This is a genomic window from Kribbella lupini, from assembly GCF_039529595.1.
Lineage (GTDB): Bacteria > Actinomycetota > Actinomycetes > Propionibacteriales > Kribbellaceae > Kribbella > Kribbella lupini.
Genome location: NZ_BAAANC010000001.1, coordinates 1781564 through 1804289, shown reverse-complemented (window position 1 = coordinate 1804289; position 22726 = coordinate 1781564). Strand labels below are relative to the sequence as shown.

General features: G+C 70.6%; 23 protein-coding genes. 12 read left to right on the top strand and 11 right to left on the bottom strand.

Translation table 11 applies throughout. From position 1 onward, the window contains the following. The first annotated feature begins 40 nt into the window (after positions 1 to 40). Complete coding sequence (locus ABD235_RS08280) at positions 41 to 568, top strand: ferritin (protein WP_344171640.1); 528 nt, start codon at positions 41 to 43, stop codon at positions 566 to 568. 101 nt (positions 569 to 669) lie between these two features. Here ABD235_RS08280 and ABD235_RS08275 read toward each other — a convergent pair whose 3' ends face one another. Together ABD235_RS08275 and ABD235_RS08270 are read right to left on the bottom strand one after the other, a co-directional pair. After that, positions 670 to 2559: a DUF2207 domain-containing protein gene (locus ABD235_RS08275; protein ID WP_344171638.1), complete on the bottom strand. Its 1890-nt coding sequence runs from the start codon at positions 2557 to 2559 to the stop codon at positions 670 to 672. Between the two features lie 20 nt (positions 2560 to 2579). Then, positions 2580 to 3500 carry a tyrosine-type recombinase/integrase gene (locus ABD235_RS08270; protein ID WP_344171636.1) on the bottom strand — a complete coding sequence of 307 codons (921 nt, stop codon included), beginning with the start codon at positions 3498 to 3500 and terminating at the stop codon, positions 2580 to 2582. A 614-nt stretch (positions 3501 to 4114) separates the two neighbouring features. On the opposite strand from ABD235_RS08270, the gene ABD235_RS08265 reads away from it, so the two are divergent. Beyond that, positions 4115 to 5062, top strand: coding sequence for a coiled-coil domain-containing protein (locus tag ABD235_RS08265; protein WP_344171634.1), 948 nt, complete (start codon positions 4115 to 4117; stop codon positions 5060 to 5062). A 15-nt stretch (positions 5063 to 5077) separates the two neighbouring features. Here the strand turns inward: ABD235_RS08265 and ABD235_RS08260 are convergent, their stop codons facing one another. After that, positions 5078 to 5695, bottom strand: a complete 618-nt coding sequence (locus ABD235_RS08260; protein ID WP_344171632.1) for a TetR/AcrR family transcriptional regulator — start codon at positions 5693 to 5695, stop codon at positions 5078 to 5080. Between the two features lie 98 nt (positions 5696 to 5793). Here ABD235_RS08260 and ABD235_RS08255 point away from each other — a divergent pair, with 98 nt between their 5' ends. Then, positions 5794 to 6834, top strand: a complete 1041-nt coding sequence (locus ABD235_RS08255) for an aldo/keto reductase (RefSeq protein ID WP_344171630.1) — start codon at positions 5794 to 5796, stop codon at positions 6832 to 6834. 5 nt (positions 6835 to 6839) lie between these two features. Here ABD235_RS08255 and ABD235_RS08250 read toward each other — a convergent pair whose 3' ends face one another. Next, a complete protein-coding gene (locus ABD235_RS08250; RefSeq protein ID WP_344171628.1) occupies positions 6840 to 8288 on the bottom strand; it encodes an aminotransferase-like domain-containing protein in 1449 nt (482 codons plus the stop codon). Here ABD235_RS08250 and ABD235_RS08245 point away from each other — a divergent pair. Next, a complete protein-coding gene (locus tag ABD235_RS08245; RefSeq protein ID WP_344171626.1) occupies positions 8287 to 9240 on the top strand; it encodes a DMT family transporter in 954 nt (317 codons plus the stop codon). The genes ABD235_RS08250 and ABD235_RS08245 overlap by 2 nt on opposite strands. Positions 9241 to 9304: 64 nt before the next feature. Next, complete coding sequence (locus ABD235_RS08240; protein ID WP_344171624.1) at positions 9305 to 11425, top strand: elongation factor G-like protein EF-G2; 2121 nt, start codon at positions 9305 to 9307, stop codon at positions 11423 to 11425. Here ABD235_RS08240 and ABD235_RS08235 read toward each other — a convergent pair. Genes ABD235_RS08235 through ABD235_RS08225 form a run of 3 tightly spaced genes read right to left on the bottom strand, consistent with a single transcriptional unit; the run spans position 11422 to position 13983 of the window. Next, positions 11422 to 12669 carry a tetratricopeptide repeat protein gene (locus ABD235_RS08235; RefSeq protein WP_344171622.1) on the bottom strand — a complete coding sequence of 416 codons (1248 nt, stop codon included), beginning with the start codon at positions 12667 to 12669 and terminating at the stop codon, positions 11422 to 11424. The two genes, ABD235_RS08240 and ABD235_RS08235, sit on opposite strands and share 4 nt — an antisense overlap. Before the next feature lies 1 nt (position 12670). Beyond that, positions 12671 to 13540, bottom strand: coding sequence for a tetratricopeptide repeat protein (locus tag ABD235_RS08230; RefSeq protein WP_344171620.1), 870 nt, complete (start codon positions 13538 to 13540; stop codon positions 12671 to 12673). Further along, positions 13537 to 13983, bottom strand: a complete 447-nt coding sequence (locus ABD235_RS08225; protein WP_344171618.1) for a hypothetical protein — start codon at positions 13981 to 13983, stop codon at positions 13537 to 13539. Before ABD235_RS08225 ends, ABD235_RS08230 begins: the two co-directional genes overlap by 4 nt. Positions 13984 to 14081: 98 nt before the next feature. On the opposite strand from ABD235_RS08225, the gene ABD235_RS08220 reads away from it, so the two are divergent. The 5 genes from ABD235_RS08220 to ABD235_RS08200 all read left to right on the top strand — a co-directional run bounded on the left by ABD235_RS08220 (position 14082) and on the right by ABD235_RS08200 (position 17144). After that, a complete protein-coding gene (locus ABD235_RS08220) occupies positions 14082 to 14486 on the top strand; it encodes an HIT family protein (protein ID WP_344171616.1) in 405 nt (134 codons plus the stop codon). A gap of 75 nt (positions 14487 to 14561) precedes the next feature. Next, entirely contained in the window at positions 14562 to 15773 is a 1212-nt protein-coding gene (locus ABD235_RS08215; RefSeq protein WP_344171614.1) for an MFS transporter, read from the top strand. A 4-nt stretch (positions 15774 to 15777) separates the two neighbouring features. Next, positions 15778 to 16410: an RNA polymerase sigma factor gene (locus ABD235_RS08210; protein ID WP_344171612.1), complete on the top strand. Its 633-nt coding sequence runs from the start codon at positions 15778 to 15780 to the stop codon at positions 16408 to 16410. Next, positions 16407 to 16664, top strand: a complete 258-nt coding sequence (locus ABD235_RS08205; RefSeq protein ID WP_344171610.1) for an anti-sigma factor family protein — start codon at positions 16407 to 16409, stop codon at positions 16662 to 16664. Before ABD235_RS08210 ends, ABD235_RS08205 begins: the two co-directional genes overlap by 4 nt. Before the next feature lie 39 nt (positions 16665 to 16703). Then, positions 16704 to 17144: a VOC family protein gene (locus ABD235_RS08200; protein WP_344171608.1), complete on the top strand. Its 441-nt coding sequence runs from the start codon at positions 16704 to 16706 to the stop codon at positions 17142 to 17144. 4 nt (positions 17145 to 17148) lie between these two features. On the opposite strand, the gene ABD235_RS08195 is transcribed toward ABD235_RS08200, so the two are convergent. The 3 genes from ABD235_RS08195 to pgsA are packed head-to-tail and all read right to left on the bottom strand — an operon-like array spanning position 17149 to position 19942. Beyond that, the gene (locus tag ABD235_RS08195) at positions 17149 to 18243 is read right to left on the bottom strand and encodes a glycosyltransferase family 4 protein (protein WP_344171606.1); all 1095 of its coding nucleotides are present in this window, start codon (positions 18241 to 18243) and stop codon (positions 17149 to 17151) included. Between the two features lie 52 nt (positions 18244 to 18295). Then, positions 18296 to 19162: a phosphatidylinositol mannoside acyltransferase gene (locus ABD235_RS08190; RefSeq protein WP_344171604.1), complete on the bottom strand. Its 867-nt coding sequence runs from the start codon at positions 19160 to 19162 to the stop codon at positions 18296 to 18298. A 3-nt stretch (positions 19163 to 19165) separates the two neighbouring features. Next, complete coding sequence (pgsA, locus tag ABD235_RS08185; protein ID WP_344171602.1) at positions 19166 to 19942, bottom strand: phosphatidylinositol phosphate synthase; 777 nt, start codon at positions 19940 to 19942, stop codon at positions 19166 to 19168. 150 nt (positions 19943 to 20092) lie between these two features. Between pgsA and ABD235_RS08180 the strand changes: the two genes are divergently transcribed. Continuing rightward, entirely contained in the window at positions 20093 to 21124 is a 1032-nt protein-coding gene (locus tag ABD235_RS08180; RefSeq protein WP_344171600.1) for a hypothetical protein, read from the top strand. Positions 21125 to 21128: 4 nt separating this feature from the next. On the opposite strand, the gene ABD235_RS08175 is transcribed toward ABD235_RS08180, so the two are convergent. Next, complete coding sequence (locus ABD235_RS08175) at positions 21129 to 21887, bottom strand: class I SAM-dependent methyltransferase (RefSeq protein WP_344173689.1); 759 nt, start codon at positions 21885 to 21887, stop codon at positions 21129 to 21131. A 127-nt stretch (positions 21888 to 22014) separates the two neighbouring features. Between ABD235_RS08175 and ABD235_RS08170 the strand changes: the two genes are divergently transcribed. Beyond that, the gene (locus ABD235_RS08170; RefSeq protein WP_344171598.1) at positions 22015 to 22617 is read left to right on the top strand and encodes a TetR/AcrR family transcriptional regulator; all 603 of its coding nucleotides are present in this window, start codon (positions 22015 to 22017) and stop codon (positions 22615 to 22617) included. The last annotated feature ends 109 nt before the right edge of the window (positions 22618 to 22726 follow it).

The following is a 22726-nucleotide window of genomic DNA, read 5'->3' as shown; positions in this document are numbered from 1 at the left end:
AACGGTGAGAAATCACCCCGGCACCACTACCTTGGTGACCATGAGCACGTACGCGAAACTCCTGCAGGAACAGATCCGCAACGAATTCACGGCGTCACAGCAGTACACGGCGGTGGCTGTCTGGTACGACGACCAGGATCTCCCGCAACTGGCCGCGCACTTCTACAAGCAGTCCCTGGAAGAGCGCAACCACGCGATGATGATGGTCAAGTACCTGCTCGACCTCGACATCCGCCCCCAGATCCCCGGCGTCGGCGAGGTCGTCAACGACTTCAAGACCGCGCTCGACCCGCTGGAGCTCGCGCTGCAGCAGGAGATCACGGTCACCAAGCAGATCGAGACGCTGGCCCGGACCGCGCGCGACGACGGCGACTACCTCGGCGAGCAGTTCATGCAGTGGTTCCTCAAGGAGCAGGTCGAGGAGGTCGCCGCGATGACGACGCTGGTCAACGTCGCCAAGCGCGCCGGTGACAACCTGTTCCACCTCGAGGACTACCTGGCGCGCGAGACCGTCGGCGACGAAGGTGCCGACCCGACCGCCCCCGCCGTGGCCGGCGGCAAGGTCTGACCCGCACGTCTGTTTCGCCTGGGAGTTTCAGGGCCGCCGTACGTCGTACGGCGGCCCGGTCCCCCGGTCAGGCCTCTGCGTGCCTGACTCCCGCGCGGCCGTTACCAGGAACCGCCGCCCCCACCGCCTCCGCCGCCACCGGAGGAACCTCCGCTGAAGCCGGAGGAGCTGCCGCCCCCACCACCGCTGCCCGCGGGTGCCGGCGGCGGGTCGAAGGTGTGCGCCACGGTCTGGCTGATGCTGCCGGCCGCGAAACCTGACGTGTAGTACGACGGCCCCGAGTACCAGTACGGGTCGGCCGGGATGCGTCCGGCCGCGACGAGCTGCGAGCAGACCCGCTGCCAGCGGTCGGCCAGGTCGAACGCGATCGCCCAGGGCAGGTACTTGCTGAAGATGTCCTCGCCCTCCTCGAACCGGAGCTGGTCCGCCTCGGCCGTGGACAGGTACAGCCGGAAGCCGATCAGCTGGTCGGTCACCGCGCGGCCGGCGGGGTTGCGTTGGCCCTTCGCCCGCTGGGTGACAACGGTGCCGATGGCAACGATCACCGCGAGCACCGGCAGCCCGATCACGATCGCGCGACCCAGCCCGCCGGTCGCGGCGCCGATCGCCGTACCGATGATGCCGGCGCCGAAGACCCAGATCCCGATCATCGCGATGCACGCGCACGGGAAGACGCCGGACAGCTGCTTGCCGCGCGCCGCCCACGGCATCCGGGTGTACCAGTCGCGCGCCTTCACCTGCTGGCGCAGCGCGTCGATCATCCCGTCGTGCGCCAGGCGCATCGAGTTGTCGCCGGTCGGGCGACGCTTGAGCGTGAGCTCGTCGCCGGGTCGCAGGCCGGGGTAGAGGTTCTGCAGCAGGACCTGCTCGTGCGGCGCGGTCGCCAGGGCGGGGTTGAGCAGAACGGCCTTCTGCTCGTCGCCGGTGTTGTCGATCCGTAGGGCGCCACGCACGGCGAGGTCGATCAGGGTCGCGGCGGTCTCGGTGGTGTTGGCCTTCGCGTCGATCAGCAGGCCGCCTTCGCCGACCGGGATCGGCGGCGGCGAGAACGCGACCGGGATCTGGTCGGTGGTCAGGGTGTCCTTGACCGCGGCAACGGTCGCGCCGGTCGGTGGGAACGTGCCGGGCGGCATCCCGGCGTACCGGAGGTCGCGGTTTCCGCGCTTGCCGTACAGGATCGCCGCGCCCAGGCCGGCGAGCGTGACGAGTCCGGCGGTGACGAGGCCGGGGACGTTGATGCCGTTGCGCTCGAGCCAGGCGGGCGGGTCGACGACGATCGGGGTGTCGTTGGCGACCACGCCGGGCTTGATGCCGGCGACGATCGTCAGGCCCTCGGCACGGTCCAGGCCGGAAGCGGTGAAGACTCCCTTGCCACCGGCCACGGTCTTGCTGTCGCAGTTCGTCGTACTGCCCTGGACGCCGACGAAGCAGTCGACCCGCTGCACGCCCTCGGGCACGTCGACGTTGACTGCGATCTGGCGGAAGGTCGCGTCCCAGCCGGTGCCGGTGGCGTCCCAGTAGAGCTCGCTGCGCTCGTCGAAGTGCCGCAGCGCGCCGCGGACGTCGTACTCGATGACGTACGTCGCCTGGCGCCCGGTGATCGTCTTGTCCGCCGAGCCGATCTTGATCTGGATCGACTGGTCGCGCTGGCTGTCGCTCTTCTCGGTCGTCGTCTCGAACTCGTCCGGCGCGTCGTCACTGCGCACCGAGATGTTCGAGATCTGGTACTCCTGGTCCTTGGAGTCGTCGTCCTTCCAGGGCTCCCGGGTGACCAGGTTGCGGTAGATCCCGTGCCGCCCCGAACTACCGAACTCGTAGTCGATCGTCTCCTTGACGTGCAGAACGCCGTCGGCGTTGACCGCGTAGTCGATCTGCATCCGGTTGACGACGTCACCGATGTCGGCCGGGCGGGCGTTGGCCGGCAGCGCCCACCCGGCGACAACAAGCCCGGTGAGCAGCGTGACCACGGCGGTCCAGAGTCCCCTTCGCATGCCGCGACAGTACCGAGATCTCAGTCCACCGGGCGCTCCCCCGCCGGGTCCTCGCCCGGAGCGCGCTCTCCCGCAGGCTCTGCTCCCGCGGCGCGGATTGCGGCCTCGACCAGATCGGCCGCTGTGGTGTCCCGGGTCCGTCGTCCTCGGTCGTAGTACTGCGTGGTCGCGATGCTCGCGTGGCCGACGTCGGCCTGGACGTGCTGGATCCGCGCGTCCTGCTCCAGCGCGATCGTCACGTACGCGTGCCGCAACGCGTGTGGATGCACCTTGTCCGCCACGTCCTCCAGCGCCGGACCGGCCTGTACGGCGACCCGCCGCAGCAACGCGTTCACGTCGAACCGCGAGCACCGGGCACCGTCCCGCGTGGCGATCAGCGGGCTCGTCGCCTTGCCGTTGGTGCGCCCACGCAGCGCCGGCGTACTGGTTTCCTGCAGCAGATCGCGCTCTCTGAGGTACCGCTCGAGCGCCTCGGCCGCGAGCGTCGTCAGGTAGACCTCACGGTGGACGCCACCCTTACCGAGCAGCCGCAGCATCGGCTCGCCGCCGGAGACGACCAGATGCTGACGGTCGAGCCCGACCAGCTCCGACACCCGCAACCCCAGGGTGAGGAGGGCGACCACCGCCACCGCGCGGGCGGCGTACAGATCCTTGAAGCGCGTCTTGTTCGGCAGCTTCCCGGCGGCGTCGAGCAGCGCGTGCAGCTGCGCCGCCGTCAGCCGGATCGTCGGCGAGGCGTCCCGCGAACTGCGGTTGAGCCCGAGCCGCGCCCGGTTGAGGGCCGCGGGGTTCGCGGGGACGACGCCGGTCTCGGTCAGATGCCCGTAGAACGCCGACAAGGTACTCAGCATCCGCTGCCGGGTCCGCTTCTCCGCGCCGGCCGCATCCAGCAGATGCAGCCACGCCTTCACGTCCCGCCCGGTCGCCGCCCGGGGATCCATCCCTCGCCCAGCACACCACCGGAACCAGGCGAGATCGTGCAGGGGCCCTTCTCTTCGGGGTGCTGATGAGGCTTTTGCTGGAGCTTCTTCCTCACCAAGGACCAACACATCCACCCAGGCGATCGGCAGGCCCAGCGCGTAGCCGTACGTCCTTCTCGTTCCCGCGTTCGCGTACTGGCTGAGCCAGTCGGCGACCTGTTCTCTCAGGGTCTCCGGGTCGTCTACTCCCGGCCAGATCCCTTCCGAAGCAACGATCTGGTGGTTATCCCCCGCCTCTTCTCGTGCTCTTCGGGCGGCTTCCAGCACGACCAGATTCGCGTCCATGGCTCATCTTCAGCCCTAACCCAGTCCGCTCCGGCTTCCCACTCCGCAGTCTCGCCGAGACACTCACAAAACGCTGGTTTCGTGGTGGTTAGGTTTGGTTTTGGAAACGCCGAACCGGTTTCTCAGTTTTCGAACCTCGAACATCTAGGGTCTGACGCATGATCGTGGACGCTGGAAGATGCGGGTACAGCAAGTGCCGGGCCGAGTTGCCCGCTCCAGGACTCCAGGGCGGACGCCCGCGGACTTTCTGCCGGGAGACGCGCTGGGAGGGCGGCCGGACGTGCGCCCAGATGGCTCGTGCGGAGAAGGAAGCCCTCGGCGCGCTGGGACTGGATGCCGGCAGCAGCACCTTCCGCCTGGACGCCGAGCGCCTGCGCGACCAGCTCGACGCCGTACGAGGTCCGGTGGAAGCCCTCACTGCCGCACTCGAATCGGTGACGAACCGGCTGGACGAGGTTGAGGCGGCTGCCGTTGCCGCCGTGGAGACCGCCAACGCGCAGGTCGCCGAGGCAGAGCAGGCCCGCTTGACCGCGGAACAGGCTCGTGAGCAGGCCGAGAACAAGACCCGCCAGAGCCAGGCCGCCGCCGAGCGCGCCGTCAAGGAACGCACCGAGGCAGTGGAGCGCGCTTCCGCCGCCGCCCGCCAAGCTCTCGACGCGACCGAGGCGCTGGGGGCCGCCCGTCAGCAGGCCGAAGAAGCGGTCAACGCGCGCCGGGCCGCTCAGGCGCAGGCGGCCAAAGAAGCAGAGCGCGCTGCCGGCACCGACCGGCAGCTCCGCGAGATCGCCGTGGCGGCCGAGCGCCTGCTCGCCGAACGCGACGCTGCCCGCCTGGAACTCGACAACCTGCAGGCCGACCGCGAAGCACTCAGAGCCGACCGCGAGACGCTTCGAGGCGAACGAGACACCGCTCGCGAGGCCGAGGCAGCACGCCGTACGGAGTTGGAAGCGGCACGAGCCGAAGCCCGATCCCTCCAGAACGCGCTCTCCGAGCAGCAGCAGAAGACCCAGCAAGCCGAAGCAGCCCGCTCAGCTCAAGCCGAGGCCTTCCAGCAACTCACGATCACTCAGGAGCAGACCCGCGCCGATTTGGAAGCCCTCCGCACCCGCACCGAGCAACTCCAACTGCAGGCGACCCAGGCAACCACCGAGCTCGAGACAGTCCGAGCTCAACTCACCACCACGCGCCTCCACCCCGAAGACTTGCAAACCTTGCTGACAGCCCTCGGCAAGGCTTAGTCACCTGCCGCCGCGCTAGTGCTCGGGTGCGCGGCGGTAGACGCCGTGCCACCAGATTCGGGCTAGTTCGGCGGCGAAAGCCGCGTCCGTGGCGGCGGGGCGGGTGTTGACGTGTTCGACGATGGCGCGTTCGCCGCCGAGGACGATGATTTCCGTCGCGCTCGGGACGTCGAGGTCGGCGGGCGTGCGGCCGGCGTCTTGCTCGATGCGCAGGAGCCGGTCGGTGAACTCGCTGAACTGGTCCAGCTCGCGCGCCCAGTACTCCCGCACGGTGTCGTCGTACGCCGCGGCCTCCGACAGCGCCCGCCGGACGGCGGCGTGCTCGCGGAACGTCGCCACGATGTTCACGAAGGTCTCGGTCAGGCCGTCGACACCGTCGGCCGGCCGCCAGGCCGACGCGGTGTCGAAGTTCGGAACCGTCAACTGAGTGGCCAGGCGGATCAGCAGGTCGACCTTGTCGCGGAAGTGGACGTAGAAGCTCGACCGTGCGACCCCGGCCTCGGTGGCGATGCGCTGCGCGTTCAGCTCGGTGAACTTCACCCCACCGGCCAGCAACCGTCCGGTGGCCGCGAACAGGTCGGCCTCGGCCGAGGCCGGTCGCCCGACGGACGCGGGGGCTGAGTTCGAAGGCAACAGGATCTCCGGAAGGTCGCTGACTCCCCCGCACCCTACCTCCCTTGGGCAGCCCTGTAGCCTTTTTTTAGACACAGTGTCCATTTAAAGGAGAACCGATGAAGTACCGTCAGCTCGGCCGGACCGGCGTCTGGGTCTCGGAGATCGGCCTCGGCGCGATGTCGTTCGGTGGCGCGGACCATCCGGTCTTCAGCGCGATCGGCGGTCTGGGCCAGGCCGACACCGACCGGCTGGTCGGTACGGCGCTCGACGCCGGGGTCAACTTCATCGACACCGCCGACGTGTACGCCGACGGTGAGAGCGAGGAACTGCTCGGCCGCGCGCTGGGCAAGCGTCGCCGCGACGTCGTTCTCGGCACCAAGCTGCTGGCGCCGGTGGGACCGGGACCGAACGACCAGGGCCTGACCCGGCTGCACATCATGCGCTCGCTCGAGGACAGCCTGCGCCGGCTCGGCACCGACCACATCGACCTGTACCAGATCCACAACTGGGACCACGTCACCCCGCTGGAGGAGACCCTCGCCGCGCTCGACGACGCCGTACGGCAGGGCAAGGTCCGCTACCTCGGCGCGTCCAACCTCGCCGCGTGGCAGATCAGCAAAGCCCTCGGTCTGTCCGCGCTGAACCACCAGTCCAAGTTCGTCGCCAACCAGATCAACTACTCGCTGCTGTCCCGGCAGGCCGAGGGCGACCTGGTGCCGATGGCGCTCGAGGAGGGCGTCAGCCTGACCGTCTGGCAGGGCCTGATGGGCGGCTTCCTCACCGGCAAGTACGAGCGCGGCGGCAAGACCACCGAGCAGGAGGCGCGCCGGGTCCAGACGGGCGGCGACTTCGTCCCGTTCGACGAGGAGCACGGGTACGACGTGGTCGACGTACTCCGGGTCGTCGCCGACCGGCACGGCGTGAGCCCGGCCCGGGTCGCGCTCGCCTGGTTGCTCGCCCAGCCCGCGGTGACGAGCGTGATCGTCGGCGCGCGCAAGCCGGCCCAGCTCACCGACAACCTCCAGGCCGCCGACCTGACCCTCACCGAGAAGGACCTGGCCGAGCTCGACGAGGTCAGCCGGCCGGCACCGGCGTACCCGAAGTGGATCCAGGACCAGTTCAACCCGGCACGCATCCCAGCGGGCAACCGGGCCTGACCGAATCAGACAACCTGGTGGAAGGCTCTGCCGAGCCGGTGGACGCCTTCCTCCAGCTGCGCCGGCCCGGAGGCAGCGACGTAGCTGAGACGAAGATGCGGCGCCGGGGCTTCGGCGGTGAAGTAAGCGGCCCCGGCGGCGACCGCTACCCCGTGGCGCAGAGCGGCGGTGGAGAGAGCGCGCTCGTCCGTTCTCTCGGGGAGGCCGAGCCACAGGTGGTAGCCGCCGGGCCGCGGGCTGATCGGGGCCAGCTCAGGCAGGGACGTGGCGAGTGCCGACAGGAGCGTCGTACGGCGGTCGCGAAGTGCGGCGGCGAGCGTGCGCAAGTGCCGGGACCAGGCGGGTGAACCGACCAGCTCGAGCGCCGTCTCCTGCAAAGGCCGCGGGACGAACATGGTGTCGACGGCGTTGATCGCCCGCAGTCGTTCGAACGCGGGACCGCGGGCGGTCAGCCCGGCGATCCGCAGGCTCGGCGACGCCGGCTTGGTCAGCGAACGGACGTGGACGACGACACCATCGGGATCGTCGGCCGCCATCGCCGGCGGCAAAGCCGCGGAGTCGGCATGGACGAGCCGCCGCGCGAAGTCGTCCTCGACGACGAACGCCCCCGCGGCGCGCGCGAGCTCGACCACCGCCGTACGGCGCTCAGCGCTCAGGCAGCTCCCGGTCGGGTTCTGGAAGAGCGGCTGACACACGAACAACCGCGCCCGCGTCGCTTCGAAAGCATCGGCCAGCAGATCGGTCCGTACGCCGTCCGCATCCACCGGCACCGGAACCGGACGCAAGCCCGCGGCCCGGGCCGCCGCGAGCATCCCCGGATACGTCGGCGACTCCACGAGCACCGGCGAACCAGGCGCGGCCAGTCCCCGGAGAGCAACGGAGAGCGCGCTCTGGCCGCCCGCCGTGATCAGCACGTCCGACGCGTCCAGCGAACCTCCCGGCCCGCCGATGTCCCGCGCGAACCACTCCCGCAACTCGGTCAGTCCCTCGACCGGCGGCCGCGCCCACGTCCCAGGACGACGGCCGGCTCGCGCCAGCGCCGCCGCCAGTGCCCGCTCGGGTTGAAGCGCCGGGTGCAGATAGCCGCCGTTCAGGTCGATCACCTCCGAAGGAGGCGGTACCAGCGTCGCCAGCAGTCCCGCCGCATCCGCCGCCCGCGGACCGACGTCGACCGTCGCCGCCGGCGGATCGGCGCTGAGCGCGACCTCCTGCCACGACAAATCCCCCGGTACGACGGCCGCCCGCCGAGCGGCCTTGAACACCCCGGCCCCGGGACGGGCCACGACCAGCCCTTCGGCGACCAGCGTGGAGATCGCTCGCGACACCGTCACCGGGCTCACCTGGTACTGCGTGACCAGCGCCCGACTCGGCGGAAGCTTCTGCCCTTCGGAGTAGCGCTCGAGCTCCGCGCGCAGCCGCAGCACCAGCCGGGCCCCGCTGCTACCGTCGTTCATGACAGCACAAGATAGCGCTACCCACTCCCCCGCGATATCAGTTCGGACCGGTACTTTCCTGGCCGCCGCGGCCGTGGTCGCCTTCTCGCTCAGCTTCCCCGCGACTGTCTGGGCACTCGACGGGTTCGGCCCGTGGACCGCGACCGGCGTTCGCGCCCTGCTCGCCGGAGTCCTCGCCGCCGGCTGTCTGTACGCCGCCCGCGTGCCACCGCCCGACCGCCGTCACTGGGCGGGACTGCTCACCGTCGCCGGCGGTTGCGTCATCGGATTCCCGTTGCTCACCACCCTCGCGTTGCAGACCTCGACGACCGCGCACTCGGCGGTCGTCATCGGCGTCCTCCCGCTCGCGACCGTCGTGATCTCGTCGCTCCTCGCCGGCGGACGCGATCGTCGCGAGCGCGCGGTCGGCCTCGCCGCCGCGGACTCCGTCCCGACGACCCGCCCGTCGCCCGTCTTCTGGACGGCAGCAATCCTCGGCGCCGTCACCGTCGCCGCGTTCACCCTCCAGCAGAGCCACGGCCAGCCGACGGTCGCCGACGTCTACCTGTTCGGCGCGCTGATCGTCTGCGGCGCCGGCTACGCCCAAGGCGGCCGGCTCGCCGCGGCGATGCCCGGCTGGCAGGTGATCGCCTGGGGTGTCGTCGCAGCCCTTCCGGTCTCGGCTGTCGTCACCGCACTGGCCGTCCCGCACGAGCCGATCCACCTGACCACCAAAGCCGTGATCGGCATGGGCTACCTCGCCGCGATCTCCCAGTTCGGCGCGTTCGTCGCCTGGTACCGCGGGATGGCTGCCATCGGCGTACCGAAAGCCAGTCAGCTGCAGCTCGCCCAACCGCTGATCACCTTGGTCTGGTCGGTCCTGCTGATGGGCGAGCACCTGCCCGTCCTCGCGCCGGTCGCGGCGGTCGTCGTACTGGCGTGCATCGCCGTCACCCAACGCACCCGGACCTGACCGCCGGGGAGGTCTTGTGCAGAGCGGGTGCTTGGGGGAATGGTGGGCCAACAGGAGGAACGTCATGGCAGACAAGGCGAACACTTCCCAGGGCGCGCCGGGTGCGGACACCCCCGCCGCCATTCGCAACGTCGTGCTCGTCGGCCCGTCCGGCGCGGGCAAGACCACCCTCGTCGAGGCGCTGCTGGTCGCCTCCGGAGTACTGAACAGACCCGGCAACGTCCTCGACGGGACCACCGTGTGCGACTGCGACGACGCCGAGATCCGGCAGCAACGCTCGGTCGGTCTCGCGCTCGCCCCGCTCCTGCACGAGGGCGTGAAGCTGAACCTGATCGACACCCCCGGGTACGCCGACTTCGTGGGCGAGCTCCGGGCCGGGCTGCGAGCCGCGGACTGCGCGCTGTTCGTGATCCCGGCCAACGAGGGCGTCGACGAACCGACCAAGGCGCTGTGGCAGGAGTGCGACCAGGTCGGCATGCCGCGCGCGGTCGTCGTCACCAAGCTCGACCACGCCCGCGCGAACTACGAGAACGCGCTCTCCGCCGCGCAGAACGCGTTCGGCGACAAGGTCCTGCCGCTCTACCTCCCCGCCGGCCAAGGCGTGATCGGGCTGCTGTCGAAGACCCACTACGAGTACGCCGACGGCAAGCGCACCACGCATCCGCCGGAGGCGTCGTACGAGGAGCTGATCGAGGAGCACCGCGGCACGCTGATCGAGGGCATCATCGAGGAGTCCGAGGACGAGTCGCTGATGGAGCGCTATCTCGGCGGCGAGGAGATCGGCCAGGACGTGCTGGTCGAGGACCTCGAACGCGCGGTCGCCCGCGGCTCGTTCTTCCCCGCCATCCCGGTCTGCAGCGGCACCGGCGTCGGCACGCTGGAGCTGCTGGAGATCGCGACCAGCGGGTTCCCGTCGCCGCTGGAGCACCCGCTCCCCGAGGTGTTCACCCCGCACGGCGTCGCGCGCGGCAAGCTGACCTGCGATCCCGACGGACCGCTGCTCGCGGAGGTGGTGAAGACGACGTCGGACCCGTACGTCGGCAGGGTCAGCCTGGTGCGGGTGTTCTCCGGCACCATCAGGCCCGACACGACGGTTCACGTGTCGGGCCATTTCACGTCCTTCTTCGGCGAGGCCAACAGCCACGCCGACCACGACGAGGACGAGCGGATCGGCACGCTGTCGTTCCCGCTCGGCAAGCAGCAGCGCCCGGCCTCGGCCGTCATCGCCGGTGACCTGTGCGCGATCGGCCGGCTGACCCGCGCCGAAACCGGGGACACGCTTTCCGACAAGAGCGACCCGCTGGTGCTGAAGCCCTGGACGATGCCCGAACCGCTGCTGCCGATCGCGGTCCAGGCGCGGGCCAAGACCGACGAGGACAAGTTGTCGGGCGGGCTGCAGCGGCTCGCGGCCGAGGACCCGACGCTGCGGATCGAGCAGAACCCGGAGACTCACCAGATCGTGCTGTGGTGCATGGGCGAGGCGCACGCGGACGTCGTACTGGATGCTCTGGCCAACCGGTACGGCGTCACGGTGGACACCGTCGAGCTGCGCGTCCCGCTGCGGGAGACGTTCGGCGGGAAGGCGAAGGGGCACGGCCGGCACGTCAAGCAGTCCGGCGGGCACGGCCAGTACGCCGTCTGCGACATCGAGGTCGAGCCGCATCCCGAGGGCACCGACTTCGAGTTCGTCGACAAGGTCGTCGGCGGCGCCGTGCCCCGGCAGTTCATCCCGAGCGTGGAGAAGGGCATCCGGGCGCAGATGGAGAAGGGCGTCGGTGCCGGCTACCCGATGGTCGGCATCCGCGTGACGCTGCTCGACGGGAAGGCACACAGCGTCGACTCGTCCGACATGGCGTTCCAGATGGCCGGCGGGCTGGCGCTGCGCGAGGCCGCGAACGCGACGAAGGTGAACCTGCTCGAGCCGGTCGACCTGGTGTCGGTGCTGGTGCCGGACGAGCTGGTCGGTGCGGTGATGAGCGACCTGTCCGGCCGGCGCGGGAAGCTGCTGGGGACCGACAAGGTCGGCGACGACCGCACGCTGGTCAAGGCCGAGGTGCCGCAGGTGGAGATCACCCGGTACGCGATCGACCTGCGCTCGCTGTCGCACGGCGCGGCGTCGTTCACCCGCTCGTTCGCCCGGTACGAGGCGATGCCGGACTCCGCCGCGTCGAAGGTGAAGGTCTAGGAGAGCCGGCGGCGTACGTCCTTGGACTTCAGGTACGCCGCGGCGTCGTCGTACCGCTCGGACTGATTGGCGAACTCGATGTACGAGCGCACCCGGTGCAGCCAGTCCAGCGTCGACGGCTTCACCGCGGGGAGCGCGGTCTCGAGGTGCTGCATCGCCAGCGGCGGCTCACCGCCCGTCGCGAGCGCCTCGTCGATCACCGCGTCCACGCCACGCTCGACGAGCGCCCGCAGATCCGCGCCGCTGAACATCGGTGTCCGCGCGGCCAGCGACTTCAGGTCCAGCCCCGCCGACGGCACGTCCTTCAGTACGACGGACAAGATGTCGGCCCGGGCCGGCTCGTCCGGCGGCGGAACGAAGATCACCCGGTCGAACCGCCCCGGCCGCAGCATCGCCTCGTCGACGTCCCACGGCGCGTTCGTCGCGGCCATCACCAGCAGCCCGCTGTTGTCCGAGCCGATCGCGTCCAGCTCCTGCAGCAGTACGTCGACGAGCCGGCGCGCCTCGGACCCGCCGTGCTTGTGCCGCGCGAACGCCAGCGCGTCGAGCTCGTCCAGGAACAGCACGCACGGCGAGTTCGCCCGGGCGCGCTCGAAGGCCGCGTGCAGGTTGCGCTCGGAGACGCCGAGGTAGGGGTCCATCACGTCCTCGATCCGGACGTTGACGAACGGCAGCCCGCACTCCCCCGCCGTCGCCCGCGCGAGCAGCGTCTTGCCGCAGCCGGGTGGACCGTAGAGCATCACGCCGCCGCCGGACCGCCGGCCGTACTTCTCGTACAGCTCGGGGCGGCTCAGCGGCAGGATCACCATCCGGTGGATCACCCGCTTGATGTCGTCCATCCCGCCGACCTGGTCGAAGGTCGTCGTCTCCTTCGCGGTGTCACCGACGAAGTCGTCACCGGTCTCCTCCGGCCCGACCTTCACCTTCACGCCGGTCCGGGCCGCGATCATGTCGTCGACCAGTTGCTGCAGCCGGCCGGTGCCTTCGACGACCCCCGCCTGGCGTGCGGCTTCGAGGCAGTTGCGCAGCAGCGCGAGCCGACCGTTCGCGGCGGCGAGCTCGCCGACCGCGACCAGCTGGTCCTCGGGGAGACCTTGCTGATCCAGCAGTACGACGTACTGGTCGAGCGCGGCCTCGGTCTCCTCGGCGGCGACCAGCGTCTCGGCCAGGACGAGCCGCAGGAGGAGGTCGTCGGGGTTGGCCTCGACCGCCTTGCGCAGGGCGGAGATCCGGTCGTTCGTCATGTCACCAGTTCCGGTTGAGCCAGCGGCGCAGCAACGGCGGCGCCACCCACGAGTAGATGCAGAAGCCGAACCAGGCGATCGCCGCGACCGCGGCCAGCGGCCGGAGACCGGCCAGGCGAAGGCCGTAGATGACCGCGACGGCCGCGATCCAGATGACCAGCGGGTTGAACCGCTGGAACGGGCGGAGCGGACGCATCAGCGGGTGGTTCGCGAGCCGGGCCTCGCGCGCGGCGGCGCCCAGGTCGGCGTCGCCGGGATTCGCCGCGGCCGCGGACGCGAGCGAGCGGTACCCGGTGGTCGCGTCACCGGTCAGCATCGCGGATGTTCCGTGCAGCGCGCGGGCGCCCGGGTCGTCGGGATCGTGCGAGAGCGCTTTCTGCGAGTGCCGGTGCATGTCGCGATCCTTGCCCAGGGCAAACGCCACCTGCGCGCGGGCGGCCGAGATCTGCGGGCTCTCGGGCGCCTGGGACGCGGCGCGCTCGACGAGGGCGCTCGCCTTCTCCGCCTGACCGGCGGACAGGCACACCATCGCGTAGCCGAGCAGCAGGTCGGGATCGTTCGGGTCGAGGCTGAGGCCCTGGAGAAGCGCGGCCTCGGCCTCGGGAAGCCGACCCTCCGCGCGGAGCGCAGCGGCCAGGACCTGGAGGAGCGGCAGGAACGGGCCGTGCTGGCTGAGACCGTCCCGCAGTACGTCGATCGCCTCGCTGTTGCGGTCGAGCGAGTGCAGGGCCGCGCCACGGAACAGGTAGGCGCGGTAGTCGAGCGCGGCGTCGCCCCACAGTCCTTGGAGCTCGTCGAGAGCGCGTTCCGGGTGGCCGATCTGGAGCCAGTGGCCGGCCATCTGCAGGCGGGCCTCGGTCGGTTCGCTCACAGCGCCACCGCCAGTACGGCGAGCAGGACGAGCTCCACCAGACCGAGCCCGATCACCGCCGCGATCCCCGGTCCCCACAGCGACTTGTGGCCGGTGCCGCGGAGCTGGAAGGCGCGATCCATCGGCTGCTGGATCCGCAGCTGGACCAGGCAGCACACGACAGCGACGACCCGGGTGACGATCCGCAGCCCGCTGCTCGCGTCGTCCTCGGTGAGGAGCACGACAACCACCGCCGACACGACCAGCCCGACCAGACCGACCGCGAGGATCTGCCGCTGCCGGGCCGCGTCGACCCCCAGCCGGCGCGCGTTCAGGAAGGCGATCAGCGTCACCGCCAGCACGCCGCCGAAGAACGCGACGTACGCCTGCGACATCAACCGCCACGGGCGCACCGACAGATCCACGTTCGCCGTGATCGTCGGCCGCAGCAGCTCGTCCGCCATCCCGTCCCCTCCTAGGCCTCACACCACCAGGTCAGCCCGGCCCGCGCAGTCTAAGCCAGCCCCCGTTCGCCTGTCCCGCACGCTCTAGGGTGGTGACCATGACCGAGAACTGTCTTTTCTGCGGGATCGTCGCGGGATCGATCCCGTCGCAGCAGGTGGCCGAGAACGAGCGGGCGATCGCGTTCATGGACATCAACCCGGCAACCCGCGGGCACCTGCTGGTCGTGCCGCGGGCGCACTCGACCGACCTGCGCGAGGCCTCCGCCGAGGACCTCACCGCCGCGACCCTGCTCGCGCAGTCGTTGGTGGGCCGGGTGATCGAGCGGCTCGACGCCGACGGCGCGAACCTGCTGAGCTGCATCGGCGCCGACGCGTGGCAGAGCGTGTTCCACACCCACCTGCACGTCGTACCGCGGTACAAGGACGACCCGCTGCAGCTCCCGTGGCACCCGACGCCGGGTGACGTGAACGTGATCGCGGAGACGGCGGCCGAGCTGCGCTGAGCCGGCTGTAACGCTTCCGGGGGCTGCTGACACTGACCGGGTGACAGGAACTCCCGAGCACCCCTGGAGGGCGTCATGGCGACCGCGGTCAGTGTCAGGCCGGCGCGAGTCCGGCAACGGTTGATCCCGCTGCGCTGGACGGCGTTCCTGCAGGGCATCGCGTTCTGGGTCCCGGTCGAGAAGCTGTTCATGACCGAGATCGGGTTCGAGGCGGCGACGATCGGCGTGATGGCCGCCGCGTACGCCGCGCTGGTGCCGGTCGCCGAGGTGCTGTCCGGCGTACTGGCCGATCGGTGGTCGCGGCGCGGCGTGCTCGTCCTGGCGGCGATCGCGCTGCTCGTCGCCGTGCTGATCGGCGCCCTGAGCCAGAACGTGATCACATACATCGTCGCGGCCCTGGTCCTCGGCCTGTACTTCGCGCTCTACTCGGGCACCGTCGAGGCGATCGTGTACGACACCGTGCTCGAGGAGACCGGCAGCAGTACGGCGTACGAGCGGGAGATCGGCCGGATCCGTCTGCTCGAGAGTGCCGCTCTCGTCACCAGTGCGCTGGCGGGCGGCTGGATCGCGGCCGCGACGTCGACCCGGCTCACGTACGTCGTCACGCTGCCGTTCGTGATCGCTTCGCTGATCGCGCTCTCCCGGTTCCGCGAACCGCGGCTGCACGAGGCGGGTGAGCGCTCTCCACTGCGCGAACACCTCCGGACGACAGTCCGCGCGATCCTGCATCGCGGCCGGCTGGTTCCGATCGCGGCGGCCGCGGTGACGGCGGCGTTGATCCTGCAGGCGATGTACGAGTTCGGGCCACTGTGGCTGATCGAGCTCTCGGCGCCCGCCGGGTTCTACGGGCCGTTCTGGGCCGGAGTCGTCGGCGCGCTCGGGCTGGGCGGGCTGCTGGCCGGGCGGCTGCACCTGCACCGGCGCTTGCCGGTGGCAACCGTCGTACTGGTGATGCTGGGCTGCGCCGCCGTCCTGCTGACGAGCGGGAGTCTCGCGGTGCTGACCATCGCGATCGTCGTGCTGACGCTGCTCGTGGTCGTGATCGGAATCCACGTCAGCCACCTCGTGCACGACGCCGTCGACTCGACCGTCCGCACCGGCGTCGCATCGGGGATCAGTGCGGTGTCGTGGATCCTGTTCACGCCGTTCGCGCTCGGGTTCGGGGCGGTCACGCAGCAGGCCGACGTGTACGCCGCCGGCTGGTTGCTCGCGGGTGCGGTGGTCTTCTCGGGAGCCGCGCTGCTGTGGGTCGTCGGTTCTCGTCCCGCCGGCCGGTCACTAGCCTGAGCCGATGGACGACCTGCCCGGGGACGACGTGCTGGTACGCCGGCTGTGCGACCGCGACGAGAGCGCTTTCGCCCTCGTCCTGGATCGCTGGTCCGGCGGCATGCTGCGCGTTGCCCGGTCCTACGTCTCGACCGAGGAGTCGGCTGCCGAGGTCGTCCAGGAGACCTGGCTCGCGGTCATCGAAGGCATCGACCGCTTCGAAGGACGCTCGTCGTTGCGGACGTGGATCTACCGGATCCTCACCAACACGGCCCAGCGCCGAGGCAGCCGGGAACACCGGATGGTTCCGAGCGACGAGCTGGCGAGCGATCTCGGCCCCACAGTCGACCCGCGGCGGTTCCAGTCGGAAGGTCAGCCGTTCCCCGGGCACTGGTGGGAGCCTCCGCCGGTCTGGCCCGAGCCGGAGGGCGGCGTACTGAAGGACGAGGTGCGCACGCTCCTGGTCGCCGCGCTGGAGGAGCTGCCGGAGCGGCAGCGAGTGGTGATCGCGTTGCGGGACGCCGAGGGCTGGCCGTCCGACGAGGTCTGCGCGCTGCTCGACATCACCGCGGCGAACCAGCGCGTCCTGCTGCACCGCGCCCGCGCGTTCGTCCGCGCGAAGTTGGAGACGTACTACACCCAGGAGGAAACCTCGTGAACGAACTCGAGTGCCGGCAGTTCGTCGAGCAGGTGACGGCGTACCTGGAACGCGCGCTGACGCCCGCGGAGGAGCAGGCCTTCGTCGACCACCTCACCGACTGCGACGGCTGCGGCCGCTATCTCGACCAAGTCCGGCAGACCACCCAGGCGCTGGACAGCCTCCCTGCCGACACCCTCTCCCCCGAGTCCCGCGCGACGCTCCTGAACACCTTCCGGCTGGATGTCGAGAAGGGCGGACCGGTTTCGTCCTAGGGTCGTCAACAGTCACTGAACGATCTGAGGAGAACCACCTTGACGCTCCAGCGGATGGACAACGTCGGCATCGTCGTCGACGACCTGAAGGCCGCGATCGCCTTCTTCACCGAGCTCGGCCTGGAACTGGAGGGCGAGGGCCGGGTCGAAGGCACCTTCGCCGACCAGTGCGTCGGCCTCGACGGCGTCAGCTGCGACATCGCGATGATGCGGGTCCCGGACGGCCCCGGCCGGCTCGAGCTGGCCAAGTACCTGTCCCCGGCGGCCGGCCCGATGACGCCGCAGCGCCCGCCGCACAACCTCGTCGGCATGCACCGCGTGATGTTCACGGTCACCGGCATCGAGGACGTCGTCGACAGCCTCCGCCCGTACGGCGGTGAGCTCGTCGGCGAGATCGCCCGGTACGGCGACACCACCAAGGTCTGCTACGTGCGCGGCCCCGGGGAGATCTTCGTCGGGCTCGCCGAGTACCTCACCTGACCAGCTATCTCGCGACCAGCTCGTACACGGCCAGGATCTCGTCGGTGAGCGTCGACCAGTCGTAGCGCCGTACGGCGGTCAGGCCGGCGTCGCGGAGCTTGTCGCGTTCGTCGCGCGACGCGAGCAGCCGCAGGCAGGCGGCGACGAGCGCGTCCGGCGACCCCGGCTCGAAGAGCTCACCCAGGCGGCCGCCGTCCAGGACCTGGTGGAAGGCGGTGAAGTCACTCGCGACGACCGGCGCGCCCGCGGCCATCGCCTCCAGCAGGACGATGCCGAAGCTCTCACCGCCCAGGTGCGGCGCGACGAACAGGTCCGACCCGGCCAGCATGTCGGCGCGGGCCTCGTCGTCGATCGCGCCGAGGAACAGCACGTTCTCGCGGCAGTACGGCGGCAGCGAGCGCCGCGCCTCCTCGCCCTGACCGGTCCCGGCGACCAGAACCTTCAGCCCGCGCCGCTGCGTGACGAGCGCGGGGACGGCGGCGAGCAGGACCGCGAGGCCTTTGCGCGGTTCGTCCATCCGGCCGATGAAGCTGATCGTGCCGTCCTCGCCGCGCCACTCCGGCCGGACGCGGCCCGCGAAGCGGTCGACGTACAGGCCGTTGGGGATCACGACCGCCTCGCCGCCGATGTGCTGGACCATCATCGAGCGGGCGTTCTCGGAGACCGCGATCCGGGCGTCGATCTTTTCCAGCGCCGGGCGCAGCAACCCAGAGGCCGCGCTCATCGCGCGGGAGCGGACCTGCCAGGTGTGGAAGGTCGCGACGAACGGGCCGTCGCCGGCCCACAGGGCGAGGATCGACGCGCTCGGAGTGGTCGGTTCGTGGACGTGGACGACGTCGAAGTGCCCGTCGGCGAGCCAGTTCCTGACGCGTGCCGCCGTTCGCGGGCCGAACGTGACGCGGGCGACCGATCCGTTGTACGGGACGCCGACGGCGTGGCCCGCGGAGACGACGTAGGGCGGTGCCTGGTCGTCGTCGACCGGGGCGAGCACCGAGACCTGGTGGCCGCGGGCGAGCAGGGCTTCGGCGAGATCGCGGACGTGGTTCTGCACGCCGCCGGGGGTGCCGAGGGAGTACGGGCAGACGATGCCGATCTTCACTGCAGGTCCTTGGAACCGTTGGCAGGCGGGGTGACCATCGTGCGAGCTCCGGTCAGTCCACGAAGATGCGTTGCAGCATGTGCCAGTCCTGCGGGTGGGCGGCGATGCCCTCGGCGAACGCGTCGGCGCAGCGCTGGGTCATCGCGGCCGGGCCGCCGTCGCGCGGGATCGGCGGGTGGAAGGTGATCACCAGGTCCGGCCCGTCGTAGTGCAGCGTCGCCGGGATCAGCGGTGCGCCGGTCCGCACGCTCAGCGCCGCCGGTCCCGCGGGCATCCGGGACTTGCGTCCGAAGAACTCGACCGGAACACCACGCTCGGACAGGTCCCGATCGGCGACCAGGCACACGAATCCGCCGGCGCGCAGACGCTCGGCCAGTGCGCCGAACACGTGCTCGTCGCTGCCCGTCAGCGGCAGCACCTCCATGCCGAGCTTCGCGCGGTACGCGACGAACCGGTCGAACAGCGACTCCGGCTTCAGCCGCTCGGCGACCGTCGACACCGGCATGCCGGTCCGGCCCGCCCAGGCACCGGCGTGGTCGTAGTTCGCGAGGTGCGGGAGCGCGCAGATCACGCCCCTGCCGGCGGCGTGCGCGTCGCGGAGCCGTTCCTCGTTGACCGTCCGGACCCGGCCGACGATCCGCTCGTCGGACCACTCGGGCAGCCGGAACGCCTCCTGCCAGTAGCGCAGGTAGGACCGCATGCCGGCCCGGACGAGCCCGTCGAGCTGCTCGGCCGACGCGTCCGGACGCACCACGGCGAGGTTGCCGCGCAGCCGGCGTACGCCCTTGCCGTCACGCCGTACGACGAAGTCGGCGACGCGCGTGAACACCCACGTCACCACCGGCTCGGGCAGGCGACGGACCAAGGCCCATGCCAGCGCGAAAGCCAGGTCGACCGCCCGCTGGCGCAGCCCGTCCACGACTCAGCTGCTCGACGACGTACCGGGCTGCTCGGGCGACTCCGGCCCAGCCTGCGCACCCGGTCCGTCTCCCGGCGCGCCCTTCGCCGTTCCCGGCGCGTTGCCCGAGGCACCAGCACTCGTAGCTCCACCCGCCGGCGCGCCCGGCGTACCGAGTCCTGCGTTGGCCGGGTCGGCGAGGACCTGCTTGCGGACCGAGAGCGTGCGCTGGACGACCGTGATCGTGCTGGCGACGGCCAGCAGCCACAGGACGATCTTCAGCAGGATCGGCAGGTTCAGCGCGTCCGAGAAGAAGCCGATGACGAGCACCGCGACCAGCCGGTCGGAGCGCTCGGCGAGCCCGCCGCTGGCGTGCAGGCCGAGGCTCTCGGCCTTGGCCCGCGCGTACGACGTGGTCGCACCCATCACCAGCGCCCACAGCGTCACCGCCGCCATCAGCGTCGAGTCGCCGGCCTCGGAGTTGGCGTAGAACAGCACCAATCCACCGAAGATGGCGCCGTCGCCGAGCCGGTCCAGGGTGGAGTCCAGGTAGGAGCCCCACTTGGACGACGTGCCCGAGGTGCGGGCCATGTAGCCGTCGATCAGGTCGGAGAACACGAACAGCGTGATCACCACGGCGCCCAGCCAGATGTGGCCGCGCGGGAAGAAGACCAGCGCGCCCGCGCACACGCCGATCGTGCCGACCAGGGTGACCGCGTCCGGGCTCACCCCGAGCCGCAGCAGAAGGTTGGCGATCGGGGAGATCACCTTGGTCCAGAACTGACGAAATCTGTTAAGCATGGCGACGCGATCGTAGTCCAGCCGGGTCACCATCGGGTGACAGGAACACCCCGCGACCGCTTTCGGCCGCTCCGGCAGCACTGGCGAACCCCCACCGCCGAGGCGCACCATGGGCTCAGCCGGCCTCGCTCCCCGGCTGCGGAGGCCTCCATGCCCACAGCCCGACCGGTACGCCGACCCGCCCGCCCCCGGCGTTCCGTCAACGCGCCGGTCCGCGGCGGTGGTGGGGTCCAGGTGGAGCGGCTGATCAGCCTTGGCTTGGCCGCCGTACTGCTCGCCGGATGCTCGGTCGCCCACCGGGCCAACGAGCGACCACCCGAACCACCCCGACCGGTCGTCCCGGTCCCGACGGTCATCGCTCCACCGCAGCCCCAAGGCGTCGACGGCAGAGTCGGCCAGTCCGGCCACCACGCCTGTACGGCGGTCGCCGCGCCCGACAACCTGGTCAAGCGGCCGAGCAGCAAGTGGGTCGCGAAGCCGTTCGGCTGGAACGACGGCGGTCTGCCCGCCTTCGACCTGTGCACGCTCGTGGTCGGCGGCCTGCCCGCCGTCATCGGCGTCAGCTCACTCGCGGCGCCGCCCGGCGCCCTCGAACGCGTCGCCAACACGCTCGGCATGTTCGAACCGGCAGACAAGCTCGGTGGCGCCGCCCGCGACCTCGGACCCGGCGCGCGGACCAGCGGCCGCGGGATCGTGTTCGAGACCACCAACCGGATCGTCCGCATCACCACGGCCTCGGGCCTGCCCGACGGCGAACTGCTGCGCGTCGCCGTCTCGGTCCGCAACGCCGTACCGAAGGTCCTCCGCCCGGCCCGCCAGTCCGACGCCGCCTGCCAACTCTCGAACGCGATGGCCGAACGCTTCATCGGCGTCCTGGTCCAACTCCGCCGCGACTACCGGGTCAACGGCGCGCTCACCTGCATCTGGGGCACCACCGAGGCCACGGTCGCCATCGTCGAGTCCCTCCACACCGACTCGATCCCGGAAGCGAGCCAGACTCCCCCGCCGCGCTCCGCCCCGATCGGTCGCCCCGGCTACTACCTGCCCGACCAAGGCGAACTCGTCTTCCGCAACGGCCGCCGGGTCGTCCGCGTCAGCGCCCTCACCGATCCACCCCGAGAGATCCCGCTCGAGTCCCTCCTCGACATCGTCGAGCCTCTGCTGCCGCTGTTCCTCCGCTGAAGCGTCAGGCCGCGCGAACGGCGGTCGTGGCCAGAGTCGTGTACGGCATCGTGAAGCGTCCGCCCAGCGAGTCGATCGCCTTCCCGACCGCGTCCAGTACGTCGGTCAACTGGTCGGGCCGAAGCTGGGTGAGCCCGCCGGTCGTCGGAATCAACTCGAGCCACTCGTCGCGCGTGTACGACCGCTCCCAGTCGAACCGCCACTGCTCCGGCTCGTCGAACCGTCCGGTCTCACGCAGCTGATCGGCGATCTTCCCGTACGCCGCCTGGTAGACCTCGACCGGCCGCCGGGCCGGTTGCCCGTTGAACGGAGAGTCGGGCACCGCTCGTTGGAAGGCGGCCGCGAACGCCTCAGCCACCTCGATCGGCGGCTCGTACACATGCCCGAAGATCGCCAGTCGTCCCCCAGGCCGCAGCACCTCTGCCGCCTTCACCGCGCCGGCCACCGGATCCACCCAGTGCCAAGCCTGCGCCGCGATCACCACGTCAAAGCGTCGGCCCGCCGGCTCCCACTCCTCGAACGAAGCCACCTCCACCTGCAGCCCCCGCCCCCGAGCGAAGTCCGCCATCCGCGCATCCGGCTCGACCCCCAGCACCGAACACCCAGCCGCCTGAAACTGCCGCCCGGCAATCCCCGTCCCACACCCGACATCCAGCACGTCGAGGCCCGATCTCCCAGTGACAATCTGGTCCACCAGAGCATCTGGATAGGTAGGTCGAGCTCGGTCGTACCGCTCCGCGTTCACGCCGAACGACTCGGCCATCCGCCGGGCCTCGTACGGCTTCTCTGCAGCTGTTCCCGGTTCTTCGCGCGGTAATGTGGGCATGCGCCCACCTTAGTGGGCACTCGCCCACTCAAGCAACGGGCCCAGAGAATGAGAGGATCTGCGCGTGCCGACTGGAGTGCATCTTCGCGACGCGCGGCAGCAGTTGTTCGACGCCGCCGAACGCGTACTCCTGCGCGACGGACCCAACGCACTGACCAGCCGAGCCGTCACCGACGAAGCCGGTTGCGCGAAGGGCGTCCTGCACCGGCACTTCGCCGACTTCGACGCGTTCCTCGCCGACCTCGTCCTCGACCGCGCCGCCCAGCTCGAAGCTCAGGCGACCGCACTCCGCGACTCCGCCGGCACCGGGACGGTCGCCGACAACCTCACCACCGCACTGACCGCCCTCTTCGGCCCGGTCCCGGTCGCGATCATCCCGCTCATCACCTTCCGCGACGAGCTGCGCGCCCGCCTGCGCCAAGCCACCCCCGGAGGAGGCATCGCCATCCTTGCCCAGGCGACGACCGCGATCTCCGCCTACCTGACCGCCGAACGCGACCTCGGCCGCATCGCCCCCGACGCCGACATCGACTCGATCACCCTGTCCCTGGTCGGCGGCGGCCACCTCCTGCACGCCGACCGCGACCCCGGCCCACCCTCAACCGCAGCAGTCAACAACCTCGTCACAGCAGCCATCGCCAACGCAGTCCAACGCCGCCCGGTGTAAAGCAGCAGTCGTTTTCAACCGACATCAGGCTGCGCCGGAAGTTGAGTGCGAGCCGACTGACGTCGCCGTGCTCGACCTCAGGTTGGGTTGGACGTAGAAACCGTCAACC

Excerpts from the sequence above, each read along its gene's own strand:
- ABD235_RS08280 (WP_344171640.1), top strand. The coding sequence starts at position 41 with ATGAGCACGTACGCGAAACTCCTGCAGGAACAGATCCGCAACGAATTC.
- ABD235_RS08275 (WP_344171638.1), bottom strand. The coding sequence starts at position 2,559 with ATGCGAAGGGGACTCTGGACCGCCGTGGTCACGCTGCTCACCGGGCTT.
- ABD235_RS08270 (WP_344171636.1), bottom strand. The coding sequence starts at position 3,500 with ATGGATCCCCGGGCGGCGACCGGGCGGGACGTGAAGGCGTGGCTGCAT.
- ABD235_RS08265 (WP_344171634.1), top strand. The coding sequence starts at position 4,115 with ATGGCTCGTGCGGAGAAGGAAGCCCTCGGCGCGCTGGGACTGGATGCC.
- ABD235_RS08255 (WP_344171630.1), top strand. The coding sequence starts at position 5,794 with ATGAAGTACCGTCAGCTCGGCCGGACCGGCGTCTGGGTCTCGGAGATC.
- ABD235_RS08245 (WP_344171626.1), top strand. The coding sequence starts at position 8,287 with ATGACAGCACAAGATAGCGCTACCCACTCCCCCGCGATATCAGTTCGG.
- ABD235_RS08250 (WP_344171628.1), bottom strand. The coding sequence starts at position 8,288 with ATGAACGACGGTAGCAGCGGGGCCCGGCTGGTGCTGCGGCTGCGCGCG.
- ABD235_RS08240 (WP_344171624.1), top strand. The coding sequence starts at position 9,305 with ATGGCAGACAAGGCGAACACTTCCCAGGGCGCGCCGGGTGCGGACACC.
- ABD235_RS08235 (WP_344171622.1), bottom strand. The coding sequence starts at position 12,669 with ATGACGAACGACCGGATCTCCGCCCTGCGCAAGGCGGTCGAGGCCAAC.
- ABD235_RS08225 (WP_344171618.1), bottom strand. The coding sequence starts at position 13,983 with ATGGCGGACGAGCTGCTGCGGCCGACGATCACGGCGAACGTGGATCTG.
- ABD235_RS08220 (WP_344171616.1), top strand. The coding sequence starts at position 14,082 with ATGACCGAGAACTGTCTTTTCTGCGGGATCGTCGCGGGATCGATCCCG.
- ABD235_RS08215 (WP_344171614.1), top strand. The coding sequence starts at position 14,562 with ATGGCGACCGCGGTCAGTGTCAGGCCGGCGCGAGTCCGGCAACGGTTG.
- ABD235_RS08210 (WP_344171612.1), top strand. The coding sequence starts at position 15,778 with ATGGACGACCTGCCCGGGGACGACGTGCTGGTACGCCGGCTGTGCGAC.
- pgsA (WP_344171602.1), bottom strand. The coding sequence starts at position 19,942 with ATGCTTAACAGATTTCGTCAGTTCTGGACCAAGGTGATCTCCCCGATC.
- ABD235_RS08180 (WP_344171600.1), top strand. The coding sequence starts at position 20,093 with ATGCCCACAGCCCGACCGGTACGCCGACCCGCCCGCCCCCGGCGTTCC.
- ABD235_RS08175 (WP_344173689.1), bottom strand. The coding sequence starts at position 21,887 with ATGGCCGAGTCGTTCGGCGTGAACGCGGAGCGGTACGACCGAGCTCGA.